The following is a 13,710-nucleotide window of genomic DNA, read 5'->3' as shown; positions in this document are numbered from 1 at the left end:
TAAAATTTAGATAAATTTAAAACTTTTTGTGCTAATGTTAACAATGTTTATTAATTACTAACGTTGTAACATCAAAAAAGCCCCAGGATCGAAATCCTGAGGCTTTTTAAATGTTATTGGGGTTAGATTTACATCATTCCGCCCATACCACCACCCATTGGAGGCATACCTGCACCAGCAGGAGCATCTTCTGGATCGTCAGCTAATACGCATTCTGTTGTTAACAACATAGCTGCGATAGAAGCTGCGTTTTCTAATGCTACACGACCTACTTTAGTTGGATCGATAACACCGGCAGCGATTAAGTTTTCATATACATCAGTACGGGCATTGTAACCGAAGTCACCAGTACCTTCTTTAACTTTCTGTACTACGATAGAACCTTCAATACCTGCATTCTGACAGATTTGACGTAATGGCTCTTCGATTGCACGTTTAACGATTGCAATACCAGTAGTCTCATCATCATTCACACCTTTCATGCCTTCTAAAGCTTCGATTGCGCGGATGAAAGCAACACCACCACCTGCAACGATACCTTCTTCTACAGCTGCACGAGTTGCATGTAAAGCATCATCAACACGGTCTTTTTTCTCTTTCATTTCAACTTCAGAAGCTGCACCAACGTAAAGAACTGCAACACCGCCAGCTAATTTAGCCAAACGCTCTTGTAATTTCTCTTTGTCATAATCAGATGTAGTTGTCTCGATTTGAGCTTTGATCTGGTTAACGCGAGCTTTGATGTCTTCAGATTGACCTGCACCATTGATGATAGTTGTATTGTCTTTATCAACAAGAACTTTCTCAGCAGTACCTAAATAAGTTAGGTCAACGTTTTCTAATTTATAACCTCTTTCTTCAGAAATTACAGTACCACCAGTTAAGATAGCGATGTCTTCTAACATTGCTTTTCTACGGTCACCGAAACCTGGAGCTTTAACAGCAACAACTTTCAGAGAACCACGGATCTTGTTCACTACTAATGTAGCTAATGCTTCGCCATCTAAGTCTTCAGCAATGATCAATAATGGTTTACCTGTTTGTACTTGTTTCTCTAAAATTGGCAACAATTCTTTCATGTTGCTGATTTTTTTGTCGTAGATTAAGATGTAAGGGTTTTCTAATTCCGCTTCCATTTTATCTGCGTTAGTTACAAAGTATGGAGATAAGTAACCACGGTCAAACTGCATACCTTCAACTGTTTTTACTTCAGTTTCAGTACCTTTTGCTTCTTCTACAGTGATTACACCATCTTTACCTACTTTGCCCATTGCCTCAGCAATTAGTGAACCGATAACCTCATCATTGTTTGCTGAAATAGAAGCAACTTGTTTGATTTTGTTATTGTCTTCACCTACTGTTTGAGATTGTGCTTTTAAGTTAGCAACGATTGCAGTAACCGCTTTGTCGATACCGCGTTTCAAATCCATTGGATTTGCACCAGCAGCAACGTTTTTAATACCAGCAGTTACAATTGCTTGTGCCAATACAGTTGCAGTTGTTGTTCCGTCACCTGCGATATCCGCAGTTTTAGAAGCAACTTCTTTCACCATTTGAGCACCCATATTTTCGATAGGATCTTTTAATTCGATCTCTTTCGCTACAGTAACACCATCTTTAGTAATAGAAGGTGAACCAAATTTCTTGTCAATAATTACGTTACGTCCTTTTGGACCTAGAGTTACTTTTACCGCATTAGCCAAAATGTCAACTCCTCTTTTCAGGGCGTCACGGGCTTCTACATTATATCTTACTTGCTTTGCCATTTTAAAATATTGTTGTTAATGATTGATTGTAATAAGGTTGAATAGGTTAATTCAACGACTAAAGTGTAGCGTAAAGGTCAGATTCACGCATAATTAGATACTCTTTACCTTCGAAAGTAATTTCAGTACCACCGTATTTACCATATAATACCACATCTCCAGCTTTAACGCTCAATGGCATTAAGTTACCAGTAGCCTCGGCATATTTACCAGGACCAACTGCAACTACAGTACCTTGTTGAGGTTTTTCTTTAGCTGTATCAGGGATAAAGATACCCGAAGCTGTTTTTTCTTCGGCAGGAGCAGCTTCAATTACTACTCTATCTGCAATGGGTTTAATGTTTAAAGCCATAACTTATTCTGTTTTTAATTTTAAAATTAATGTAAAAGTGTTAAGTGTTCCTGGTACATCAGTTTCTATGCCAGAGGGGTTGCCTTGCCAAATTTACACGGCATTGTCAGCTAATAGATTAGACGAAAACTATTTTCGTGTCAGACTGGCAGAATTGTGGATAAAGGAGAGAAAAATGAAAGCATAAAAAAAGTCCGGCATTTACATACCGGACTGTAGATATCTTGTGGATAATCTCTTATTTCTTTGTCGTATCAGGAGTAGCAGTTGCCGGAGCTGTAGTAGCTGGTGCAGCGCTTCCTAGTGGAGATGGTGTAGGCGTTTTGTCCAAATGTTCCTGGATTTTAGAATCTACAGCTGATGCCGATGATCCACCTGTTTTTGCAATAGTCGTAATAGATAAAGTAAGTACAACAACTAATGCCAATAATACCCAGGTACCTTTTTCAAGAACATCACCTGTACGTTGAACGCCAAACATATTGCTGCCGGTGCCACCTGTTGCAAGGCCACCACCTTTAGGGTTTTGAATCAAAACAAATAGACCTAAGGCAATGCAGACAATGATTAGTAAAATAATTAAAAATAGCATAATCGGTTATATGGTTAAATTTTCTTTTCTATGGATTGGATAAGGTCGGCAAAGTAACGGCTTTTTTCTGGAAACTTCAAACTTAATTTTTCATAAGTCTCTATGGCCTTGTCGTAAAGCATTTGTTCAATGTAGATCTTAGCCAGTGTTTCAGATACAAGGTCATTATGGTCCTCTGCGCTCTTTTTAGCCTTGTTTTCTGTGTTGATCAGCTCGGCTTTCGGCGGACTGATCTGCGGATCATTCTTCAGGAAGCTGTCAATAATCGCAGTTCCTTTATTGTTCAGATTCCCCGGATGGTATTCCGTTGCAGGCTCTTCTGCCAGCGGACTCTGTATATGGAAGATGTGCTCCACATATTGTTGTTGCAGTTCGTTCGATTTGCCTGCCTCTGCAGCATGACCTGCCTGGGTAGCTTGATCTGCCGGAAATTCAACAGCCACCTTTGGCGTAGTATAAGGCTGGAAAATCTGCTGGTATTCTTTTCTGGTTTTATGTAACCACCACAAAAAGGTGAAAGGTAACTGGTCGTCATCATACTTGCTAACCACCACCGGATCTTCCTGATTGGCGATTTCTCTTTCCAATGCCGCAAGGCGTTCCTCTTCGCGTAACACCGCTTCAGGAACCGGCTCCGGACTAAAGTTATCCTGGAAAGCGAAAAAGTCAGTAGAAACAATGTTCTCCAATACGAAATCGTCAGTCTCCGCTTCCGAAGGCACCTCATCCAGCAAAACCTCATCTAAGGTTTCCGGCTGATTGCTCAACTGGTCAAAAGCAGGAGAAAAAACAACATTGAATTTAGTGTCTACCAGATATTCCGGCTCGTTCAGGAAATTATGAAGCAATTGCCCATTGGTATATAAGGCTGCGGTAGCAAGAACACTGTTCTTTTCTATACTGTCCAGACTAGCTTTCGCCAGTAAAAGATGTAACGGCTGAAAATACGGATATTTCGACACCAGATCTTTGAGCATAGGCGCATGATCGGGTCTTACCTTTTCAGGTTCCGCTAATAATACTTCCAGTTCTTGTCTCATGTCTATTTCCTGCTCCACGTTGCTAAGTTAACAATTGCATTTTCAAAAGCTACCAATTTTCAAATGCACGGTTAAAAATATCCTGTGTGATTAAATCAATCACTTTTTTATTCAAATCTGGTTCCTGCTGACTAAAATTACCCGTATTCGGGAAATCAATAAAGCGTTCAATAGGCTCCTCAAAACTTAACTTAGGATTGATGTTATCGGTGTATTTTACATTTACACGAATCGTCATCCTACTCATTGGAGAAGTATTCGCAGCTGATCTGCTGTTATTTGCATCAATAATCGTAGTCGGGCGGATGTCGTAACTGGTAATGTTACCAGAAAAAACCGCATTAGGATTATTTGTCGTAATGTTCAGACTACTCTGGTTACGAATCGTATTCTTCAAAGCCTCTGTCAGGTTAATCGCCATACTCGGAACAACTAAAGTAGCGTTGTTCTCAAAAAAGAGCACGTTCACCGTTTTCATTTCCTTAGGGATAGAAGTCCCGTTAAATTTAATCGAGCAGGAACTGAAACCGAATGCAACCACAACCAGTAACAATAATATCTTTTTCATTGGGCTAGTTTAAATTCAGTTCTTTAATTTTTCTATATAACGTACGCTCCGAAATACCAAGCTCCTGTGCCGCAAACTTGCGTTTTCCCTTGTGTTTCTTCAATGCTTTTTTGATCAGATCAGATTCTTTATCGATCAGCGACAAAGACTCTTCCACTTCTTCCGCTTCCTGCGTATAGTTATAATCTAAAGGGGCATTCTGAACCGGCTTTTTAATCGTAAAAGTAGGCTCATTAACCGTCTGGTCTACCTCCTGGTACAGCTGATTGATGTAATGCGTGTTGTCTGCGATCACATGGGAAGTGTTTCCGCCGCTTTGAATGATCTCCGCAACCAGTTTCTTCAATTCCATCATGTCCTTTTTCATGTCGAAAAGTACCTTGTAAAGGATATCGCGCTCGGTATAATCTTCCTTCGTACTACCATTGATTGCCATTGGCAGATTAGCAGCAGTTTCATTAGGAATATAGTTTGATAAGGCCGCAGCCGTTACATTACGTTCCTTTTCTAAGACACAGATCTGCTCGGCAATGTTTTTCAGCTGTCTCACGTTACCCGGCCAGCTGTAATTACTAAGCATTTGTATCGCATCTGGTTCCAGCTGAATTCCCGGACTTCTGTATTTATCGCTGAAATCAGCAGAAAACTTTCTGAATAAAAGGTAAATGTCTTCCTTACGCTCATGTAAAGCAGGAATGCGTAAAGGCACCGTATTCAATCGATAGTATAAATCCTCACGGAATTTACCAGATTTTACGCGGTTATACACGTCAACGTTAGTAGCCGCAATAATCCTGACATCAGTTTTCTGTACTTTAGAAGAACCTACACGCAGGTATTCGCCACTTTCCAGAATTCTCAGTAAACGAGCCTGGGTACCCAAAGGCAATTCCGCAACCTCGTCTAAAAATATTGTCCCCCCGTTGGCCACCTCAAAATATCCTTTACGGGCTTCATGAGCACCGGTAAAAGAGCCTTTCTCATGTCCAAAAAGTTCTGAATCTATCGTTCCTTCTGGAATAGCGCCGCAGTTGACCGCAATAAAAGCACCATGTTTGCGGGTGCTCATCTGATGAATGATATGAGAGAATACCTCTTTACCACTTCCACTTTCTCCGGTAATTAATACAGACATGTCGGTTGGCGCAACTTGTCTGGCAATATCTATTGCCCGGTTCAATAGCGGAGAGCCGCCGATGATGCCGAACCGGTTTTTAATGTCTTGTATGTCCAAAGTAATTTGTCTTTATTGATTAAACAATTTCAGGTACTTCAACGGCAATGGTTCCTAATAAGGTGGCAGAGGTACAACGGTCAATGTAAACATTAACATATTGCCCGCCTTTAACACCTGGTGTTGCAGGGAAAACCACCATCGCATTCTGGTCATTTCTACCGCAAAGGTCAAGGTCAGATTTTTTGGAAGTACCCTCCACTAAAATTCTAACAGTTTTTCCAACAAATTGTTGTAGGCGCATTAAAGAAGTTTCCTGTGCTTTCAATAATATCTCCGCTAACCTGCGTTTTTTCACCGGTTCAGGGATATCATCTGCCAGTTTTCTTGCGGCAAGTGTACCTGGTCTTTCAGAATAAGAGAAAGTAAAGGCGAAGTCGTAACCTACATAATCCATGATGCTCAGGGTTTCCTGATGCTCTTCTTCCGTTTCTGTACAGAAGCCGGCGATGATATCTGAGGAAATTGCGCAACCAGGAATGATTTGTCTGATGGCTTCGATTCTATTGATGTACCATTCTCTGGTATAAGTTCTGTTCATTAATTCCAATACCCTGGTGCTTCCGGATTGGATTGGCAGGTGGATATAATTACAGATGTTATCGTATTTGGCGATGGTATACAATACCTCGTCCGTAATGTCTTTAGGGTGTGAAGTAGAGAATCTGATCCTTAATTCCGGACTGATCAAGGCTACTTTTTCCAGTAATTGTGCGAAGTTCACTTCGATTTCCGCAGTTTCTTCCGCATCAGCACCTTTCCATTTGTAAGAATCTACATTCTGTCCAAGTAAAGTCACCTCTTTATAGCCTTTATCGAATAAATCCTGTGCTTCTGCAAGGATCGAATAAGGATCTCTGCTACGCTCGCGTCCTCTGGTAAATGGAACTACGCAGAAAGAACACATATTATCGCAACCACGCATGATCGAAATAAATGCGGTAATGCCATTGGTATTTAACCTAACCGGGCTAATGTCTGCATAAGTCTCCTCGCGGGACAACAATACATTGATGGCTTTATGGCCATCTTCTACCTGGTTGATCAATTGAGGAAGGTCGCGGTATGCATCAGGGCCAACCACCATATCCACCAATTTCTCTTCTTCCAGAAATTTTGATTTTAAACGTTCTGCCATACAGCCTAAAACGCCAACTACCAATTTCGGGTTTCTACGTTTCTCCGCAGAAAACTGCGACAGTCGGTTGCGGACTCTCTGCTCCGCATTTTCGCGGATAGAGCAGGTGTTGATAAATACTACATCTGCTTCATGATAATCACTAGTGGTCTCAAAACCCTGATCTTTTAAAATCGAGGCAACAATCTCACTATCTGCGAAATTCATCTGGCAGCCATAGCTTTCAATGTACAATTTCCGGCCATTAAGGACCTCTGGTGCATCAATAACTAAAGCCTCGCCCTGGCGCTCTTCATCGTGTGTCTTATCGGTAAGCTGTAAATCAATCATAAATGGTTAACATTTTTCTGGGTTCCAAAAATACACAAATAATTTTAGAAATGACAAAGTGGCAGGGTCTTAAACGGAAAGAAAATTTCTGAAAATACTTCGGGAAAGGTATAGGACTTTTTTAGGGATCGGTTGTCCTTGTGGTAAAACCGGATAAAATCCCATTAGATATGTTTAAAAGCCTCTTCGCAAAAAGTCCGAAACAGCTGTATGGCTGGTTTGGTGATTACCCTTCCTGGGCGGATGTAGCCGCAGAAACCAGCGGATATGACGCAGGGCTGATCCTTGAAAAGACAAAAACAGCGATTCTGAAAGTCAAAAACGGGGAAGCGGTCTACGAAAGAGACTCGGTCAACTTTGAAGAAAAACAATACCCATTCCCCTTAATCTCTTTTTTGCTGCATACTGCTGCGGTACAAAAGAAACCGCTTCATGTGCTTGATTTTGGAGGCTCACTAGGCAGTACCTACTTCCAGATTAAAGAATTTTTAACACCAGAAATCTGTGCCAGCTGGAATGTGGTCGAACAGGAACACTATGTAAGCACCGGAAAGGAGCATTTTGAAGATGATCGCCTTAAGTTTTACTACAGCATCGCCGATTGCCGGAAAGAAAAATCCATAGACCTCGTGGTGCTTTCTTCTGTAATGCAATACCTGGAAGAACCCCATGAGTTTCTGGCGGAGCTGCTGAACCATCAGTTTCCTTTTTTACTGTTCGATCGTACCGCATTTCATTATGGTCATCAGGATCGGCTCACCCTGCAAATTGTGCCGCCCGAAATTTATGCGGCTTCATACCCCGCCTGGTTCTTTAACCAGCCCCGTTTTATGAGCCACTTCCAGGATCAATACCAGCTGGTCGCCGAATTTACCTCCTACGTAAAAGGAGAAGAAACCATGCAGATCAATGGACTGGAATTGGGTTACGACAAAGGTTTTTACTTTCAAAACAAATCAACATATGCTTAACTTCTGTACACTTTTTAACACGACTTATTTTTCGCGAGGTTTGGCTATGTATCGTTCTCTGGAGCAAACCTGCCCCGATTTTCATTTATATATCTTTGCTTTTGATTCCCATTGCTATGACGCATTGTCGAGTATGGCGCTTCCAAAAGCAACCATCATCTCCCTGGCGGAGTTTGAAAATGAAGCTTTATTGGCGGTAAAACCGACGCGTACAGAACAGGAATACTGCTGGACTGCCGCTTCCAGTACGATTAAGCATTGTATCGCCTATTTTAACCTGGATCATTGTACTTATGTAGATGCAGACCTGCTCTTTTTTAGTAACCCACAGGTTTTAATCGATGAGATGGGCGAAAAATCAGTGTTGATCACCGAACATAGATACACACCTTGTTATGACCAGTCGGCCACAAGTGGCATTTACTGTGTACAATTTATGACCTTTAAGAATACGCCCGAAGGGATGGAGGTCTTAAATTGGTGGGTGGATGCTTGTTTAGCCTGGTGCTATGCCCGGATGGAGGAAGGTAAATTTGGAGACCAGAAATATCTGGACGATTGGACAACGCGGTTCAGCGGGGTGCATGTGTGTCAGCATTTGGGCGCAGGTATCGCGCCATGGAATGTACAACAGTATAATTTTAAGCTTCAATCAGGGAAATCCAGGGGGCAGGTTCTGGCAGATCATCAGGAATTTGACCTGGTATTTTACCATTATCATGGCTTTAGCTATTCCTCCAACAATAGCTATATGATTGCACCTGCCGGATATCAGCTCGGCAGAAATCAGATCAAACACATTTACAAAGCTTATGTAAGGGCATTGTCCATCGCAGAAAGCCAGATTAAAATTACGGTAGAGGGATTAACCCCTTATCATATTAATAATGAATTTGCCTGGGTGAGAAAGGTTTTATCCCGTTATCTGGTGTTTTTTGTGCTGGGTTATTATAAGAATTTTTACACCAAAAGATCTTTTCAATATGGTTTTATATAATATTAAAATCTAGCCCTAAGGATCTTCAATATATTAGTATTTTAGTTGCCTGTTAAAATATTAATATGAGGGGTGTTAAAGGTCAGGGATTTACGTTATTCAAAATAGGGGTGTTCTGGATGATTATGGTTTTCGGTAGCTGTAAAAAGCAATCGGAAACCAATCAGAAAATTAAACCTCCGGTGAGGTCGTATGTGGTTACGGCAAGAGTAGATAAAAAGGGAACAAATACAGATTCGGAAGGTAAGGCCGTATTGAAAGGCAAATATGACGAAGGGAGTAAATTGTTAAGCTATTCTTTAGAGTATGAAACAATTGTTCCGGATCAGATCAGTCTTAGAAATGGGGTGAAAGGCTCTAAAGGAACCTTAATCCAGGAGATTAAACTGCCGGCAGGAAGCACTAACCCGGTTCCTTTATCGGGAACAATTGTATTAACACCCTTGCAGGAGCGTAATCTCCTGAAAGGATATTGGTTTGTAGCCATCAATACCTTACAACGATCACCTGAAATTTCAGGTGTCCTTACTTTGAAACAAATTTAAGGGCAGATCATGACTAACGAACCGATGAATGCCGCGCCTGATGATGATGTATTGCTGATGAATGCCATCAGAAATAAAGATAAAAAGGTGTTTGAAACCTTTTATAAAAAGTATTACCGGCAGCTGTTTGTCCTCGCTTATAGGTATGTAGGGAACACAGAAGCCGCAGAAGAAATTGTGCATGATTTGTTTATTAATATCTGGAATAAAGCCAGTCAGTTCAATATTCAGTATTCGATGAAAAGCTATTTGTTCAGGTCTATTGTAAATGCCTCTCTTAACTTCCTGAAAAAGGAAAAAAATGAGGCGGCAAAGCAAAGAGGCTATATTAACCTTCAGCAGCCCGAAGATCCGGAGGAGGATCGCCAAAAGGAAGAAGAGTTGCTGTTGAAAAAGCTGGAAGAGGCTTTGGAATTGCTGCCACCCAAATGCAAAGAGGTGATGTACCTGAGCCGCTTTGGTAAATTAAAACAACAGGAAATTGCAGATCAGATGAACATTTCATTGAAAACTGTGAAGAACCATTTGACCTATGGCTTTCAGAAATTAAGATTGGAGCTCGGGAAGTCCGGAGCCATACTGATGTCGATATTCCTGTTGCTAAAAATGATTTTAAGATAACCCGAATGAATACTAATGAAAATAATGAATCGTTTATTTTTTCTCTGATCATAGAAGATCTCGAAGAATCAATCAGCGCGGAAAATATACTCATCCTGAACCAATGGAGGGAGGCGGATGCGGAAAATGAAAAAACCTATCAGGAATTTCATAACCTCCAAACCAACCTGGATAAGTTGGCGGAAGGTCATGTGCCTGATGTACAACAATCCTGGAATACATTGGATCAGAAACTTAAGCAACAGGAAGCTCCGGTAACCATGGGGATAGTCAAAGGAAACAGCAGGCATTATTTCTGGATGAAAGTTGCGGCCGTATTCCTCGCTTTATCTACACTCGGTTATGGCTACTTTTTCTGGAAAAATAAAGAGGTGCTGATCAATACGGGAATGGCAGCAGTCAGTAATGTGGTACTTCCGGATGGAACTACGCTGAAACTGAATGCCGGAACCACCATCAGCTATAGCAAAAACAACTTCCTTTCTGATCGTAAACTGGTGCTGGTCAAAGGAGAAGCATTTATACAGGTGGCCGCCAATTCCGCTTCGCGCTTTAGAGTGGATTTAGGTGCAGTAGAAGCCAAAGACATTGGAACACGGTTTAATATCAGCAGAAATGTGGTAAAAACTACGGTCATTGTAGAAGAAGGAGAAGTGGAGCTGACGGAAGCGGGTACTTCCAGAAAAGTGAACCTGACAGCCGGTAAAATGGGCATCTACGATGTAGCTGATAAAACGCTGAATGCGTTGGATAACCCGGACCCTAATTATAAAGCCTGGCTCGACAAAAGGTTTGTTTTCACCGAGGTTCCGCTGCAACAGGTGCTGCAGCAACTGGAGAAAGTATACCAGGCTAAAATTGAGATCGAAGGAGAAAGTCTGAAAACTAGAAAACTGACGGCTAAACTACAGTATCAAGACCTGGATACTGCACTGGCAGTGGTCTCAGCTTCTTTAGATTTAAAGCTGGCTAAGGCCGATGGTAAATACGTTTTATCCCTGAAATAATGACTGGCGTTTCGCGGATCTTTAGCCTCTTTTTATGGTTATTTGTGTTTGGTTCCTCCGCTGCCTTTGCGCAGCAGAAAACAAGATTAAATCAGCCGGTCACTATCCACAGTCCTGCGGATTCCCTCATCAGGGTATTACACCTCTTAGAAGAAAAAGCAAAATGTAGCTTTGCCTTTGATCCGGATCTTTTGAGAAATAAAAGAACCGTCCCGCTCAATTTGAAGCAAATCCCATTGTCGGCCGTTTTAAGCCAGGTCCTGTTCGGGACTAATCTGGGCTTTAAACTGGTGGGCGAGGATATCGTGATCAGCCCCCTGAAAGAAATTCAATGGACCATCAGCGGCCATGTCAGGGACCAGGCAAGTGGAGAAGTGTTGATCGGTGCTACGGTTTATATTCCCGAACTGAGTCTGGGTGTCAATACCAATCAATATGGTTTCTTCTCTTTGCTGATTCCCGAAGGCAGCTATCAGCTCATGGTGTCCCATACCGGTTTTCAAACGCGTGAAGAAAGGATTCGCTTAGATCAGGATCTGCAAATTAATCCGGAACTTATCTTAAAGACCAATCGTCTGGAGGAAGTAGAGATCAAATCCAGTAACCTAAATCCCAATCCGATCCTTTTAAATAAGCAGACTTTTGGCCCTGCTCAGTTGAATAATACCGCGTATTATGCCGGAGAAACGGATGTGGTGAAAAAACTGCAAATGCAAAATGGCATCAAGGCCCTTTCTGAAGGTAGCTCCGGAATGTTTGTCAGAGGGGGGAATTCCGATCAGAACCTGATTTTACTGGATGAGGCCATTGTGTATAATCCCTCACATTTATACGGATTGGTCTCTGTTTTTAATCCGGATGTGGTCAATAATGTCCAGGTTTACAGAGATTATATCCCCGCAAATTTTGGGGGCCGCCTTTCAGCTGTGGTGATTAACCGCATGACCGAAGGGAACAATAAAGAGTATCATTTAACCGGGGGAATCAATTTCCTTTCTGCTCGTATCGCTGCGGAAGGGCCCATCGTAAAGGATAAAGGCTCTTTTATTTTCGCCTTCAGAAGAAGTCTGCTGGATGTATTCCGCAGCAACTTTAAGCTGTTCAATCCATTTTCCGTTTATTATGATATCAATGCCAAAGCAAACTATACGCTCAATCAGAACAATACTGTTTTCTATTCTGTATATGCCGGAAAAGATAAGTTGCTTTCCGAAAATGCCTATACCAACAACTGGGGGAACCTGACTTCCACCTTCCGCTGGAACCATATTTTTAACTCTACCATCTTCCAGAATGTATCCCTGATCTATAGCAATTACAATAACGTGCTGGACTTGAATGCCGATACTTTATCGCAAAAAACACAATGGCAAACCCGGGTGAGGGATATTACCCTGAAAGCAGATTATACCTATTACCTCAGTCCGCTGAATCAGATTAAATTTGGTGCCTCTGCTATTTATCATCAGTTCAATCCCGGTGAGGTAAAGCAATCTCCAAATGATGAGTTTAACATCCGCGGAGACCAGAGCTTCGAGGCGGCCTTGTATTATGCCCAGCGCCTTAGTTTAAGTCCGCATTTTGAACTGGATTACGGTCTCCGCCTCGGTATGTTTAAAAATAATGAACGGCGTAATAACCTGTTTGATTCCCAGGGAAACCGGTTGGAAGGACATGAGATTAAACTATTTGTCAACCCGGAACCACGCTTGAATTTCAGCTACCTGCCCACAGCGGAGCAGCGCTACTTTTTTACGTATAACCGGAATTACCAATACCTGCAACTGATTCAAAACAGTACCCTGGCCTTTTCTTCCCTGGAGCCCTGGATCCCTGCCTCAAAAACGATTAAACCGCAACATTCAGATTATTTCTCCCTGGGCTATCGCTACATTCCCAACCAGTATATCTGGTCTGCAAATGCTTATTACAAAATGATGGACCACCAGTTGGAATTGATTGATCATGCCCAGATCATCAAAAACCCGGAGGTGAGAAAGCAGTTAAGGCCGGGCAGTGCCAGGGCTTATGGCCTGGAGCTGGAAATGACGAAAACGGAAGGCCGGCTTTCAGGAACGATTGCTTACAGCTATTCCAGGGTATTCCGGGAAATTGAAGAGCTCAATTTCGGGAAGGAGTTTGTAGCCAATTATGACATCCCTCATGAGCTCAAAATTACTGCCAGATATGAGTTCAATAAACGCTTGTCTTTCCAGAGTTTCTTTATTTATTCCACAGGGAGACCCTTAACACTTCCGGTCGGTTTTTACCAGCATGATGGTTTAAACGTACCGATTTTTGAAGAAAGAAATACCAGCAGATTTCCGGTGTTCAGCAGAATGGATGTTTCTGCACAATACCAGTTCCGAACCAAAATGCCGGGCCAGCGATTCCTGTCCAGCATTCTTTCTGTGGGTGTTTACAACCTGTATAACCGTAAAAATCCTTTATATTACCATTTGAATTCTTCTTCCTTTGAAGCAAAAAAGAGTAGTATTGAATATAGTTTAGGGTTTTATCCATGGATCGCTTATAGTTTCAAAATTTAA

At 41.8% G+C, this 13,710-nt stretch carries 13 protein-coding genes; 6 read left to right on the top strand and 7 right to left on the bottom strand.

Annotated features, from left to right (window positions below; translation table 11 throughout):
• Positions 1 to 128 precede the first annotated feature (128 nt).
• The 7 genes from groL to miaB form a co-directional block, all read right to left on the bottom strand.
• On the bottom strand, positions 129 to 1,766 hold the full coding sequence (groL, locus tag R2Q66_RS02830) for a chaperonin GroEL (RefSeq protein ID WP_316746482.1): 1,638 nt from the start codon (positions 1,764 to 1,766) through the stop codon (positions 129 to 131).
• A gap of 58 nt (positions 1,767 to 1,824) precedes the next feature.
• Entirely contained in the window at positions 1,825 to 2,118 is a 294-nt protein-coding gene (gene groES / locus R2Q66_RS02825) for a co-chaperone GroES (RefSeq protein ID WP_316746481.1), read from the bottom strand.
• Positions 2,119 to 2,356: 238 nt separating this feature from the next.
• Complete coding sequence (gene secG / locus R2Q66_RS02820) at positions 2,357 to 2,710, bottom strand: preprotein translocase subunit SecG (protein WP_316746480.1); 354 nt, start codon at positions 2,708 to 2,710, stop codon at positions 2,357 to 2,359.
• A gap of 14 nt (positions 2,711 to 2,724) precedes the next feature.
• Positions 2,725 to 3,768 (bottom strand): hypothetical protein, encoded by a 1,044-nt coding sequence (locus R2Q66_RS02815; protein ID WP_316746479.1) that lies wholly within the window; start codon positions 3,766 to 3,768, stop codon positions 2,725 to 2,727.
• Between the two features lie 31 nt (positions 3,769 to 3,799).
• Positions 3,800 to 4,318 (bottom strand): LptE family protein, encoded by a 519-nt coding sequence (locus R2Q66_RS02810; RefSeq protein ID WP_316746478.1) that lies wholly within the window; start codon positions 4,316 to 4,318, stop codon positions 3,800 to 3,802.
• 4 nt (positions 4,319 to 4,322) lie between these two features.
• A complete protein-coding gene (locus R2Q66_RS02805; RefSeq protein WP_316746477.1) occupies positions 4,323 to 5,552 on the bottom strand; it encodes a sigma-54 interaction domain-containing protein in 1,230 nt (409 codons plus the stop codon).
• Between the two features lie 19 nt (positions 5,553 to 5,571).
• Entirely contained in the window at positions 5,572 to 7,020 is a 1,449-nt protein-coding gene (miaB, locus tag R2Q66_RS02800; protein ID WP_316746476.1) for a tRNA (N6-isopentenyl adenosine(37)-C2)-methylthiotransferase MiaB, read from the bottom strand.
• 170 nt (positions 7,021 to 7,190) lie between these two features.
• Here miaB and R2Q66_RS02795 point away from each other — a divergent pair, with 170 nt between their 5' ends.
• The 6 genes from R2Q66_RS02795 (at position 7,191) to R2Q66_RS02770 (ending at position 13,710) form a co-directional block, all read left to right on the top strand.
• Complete coding sequence (locus tag R2Q66_RS02795) at positions 7,191 to 7,991, top strand: TIGR04325 family methyltransferase (protein ID WP_316746475.1); 801 nt, start codon at positions 7,191 to 7,193, stop codon at positions 7,989 to 7,991.
• Entirely contained in the window at positions 7,984 to 8,988 is a 1,005-nt protein-coding gene (locus R2Q66_RS02790; RefSeq protein WP_316746474.1) for a glycosyl transferase, read from the top strand. Before R2Q66_RS02795 ends, R2Q66_RS02790 begins: the two co-directional genes overlap by 8 nt.
• A gap of 65 nt (positions 8,989 to 9,053) precedes the next feature.
• Positions 9,054 to 9,533: a hypothetical protein gene (locus R2Q66_RS02785; RefSeq protein WP_316746473.1), complete on the top strand. Its 480-nt coding sequence runs from the start codon at positions 9,054 to 9,056 to the stop codon at positions 9,531 to 9,533.
• Positions 9,534 to 9,542: 9 nt separating this feature from the next.
• Positions 9,543 to 10,154 (top strand): RNA polymerase sigma-70 factor, encoded by a 612-nt coding sequence (locus R2Q66_RS02780; protein WP_316746472.1) that lies wholly within the window; start codon positions 9,543 to 9,545, stop codon positions 10,152 to 10,154.
• 5 nt (positions 10,155 to 10,159) lie between these two features.
• Entirely contained in the window at positions 10,160 to 11,161 is a 1,002-nt protein-coding gene (locus tag R2Q66_RS02775; RefSeq protein ID WP_316746471.1) for a FecR family protein, read from the top strand.
• A complete protein-coding gene (locus R2Q66_RS02770) occupies positions 11,161 to 13,710 on the top strand; it encodes a TonB-dependent receptor (RefSeq protein ID WP_316746470.1) in 2,550 nt (849 codons plus the stop codon). Before R2Q66_RS02775 ends, R2Q66_RS02770 begins: the two co-directional genes overlap by 1 nt.

This window comes from Pedobacter gandavensis (assembly GCF_032677645.1).
Taxonomy (GTDB): domain Bacteria; phylum Bacteroidota; class Bacteroidia; order Sphingobacteriales; family Sphingobacteriaceae; genus Pedobacter; species Pedobacter gandavensis_A.
Note: the sequence above shows the minus strand (reverse complement) of the source record. Positions and strands in the feature narration are given on the sequence as shown.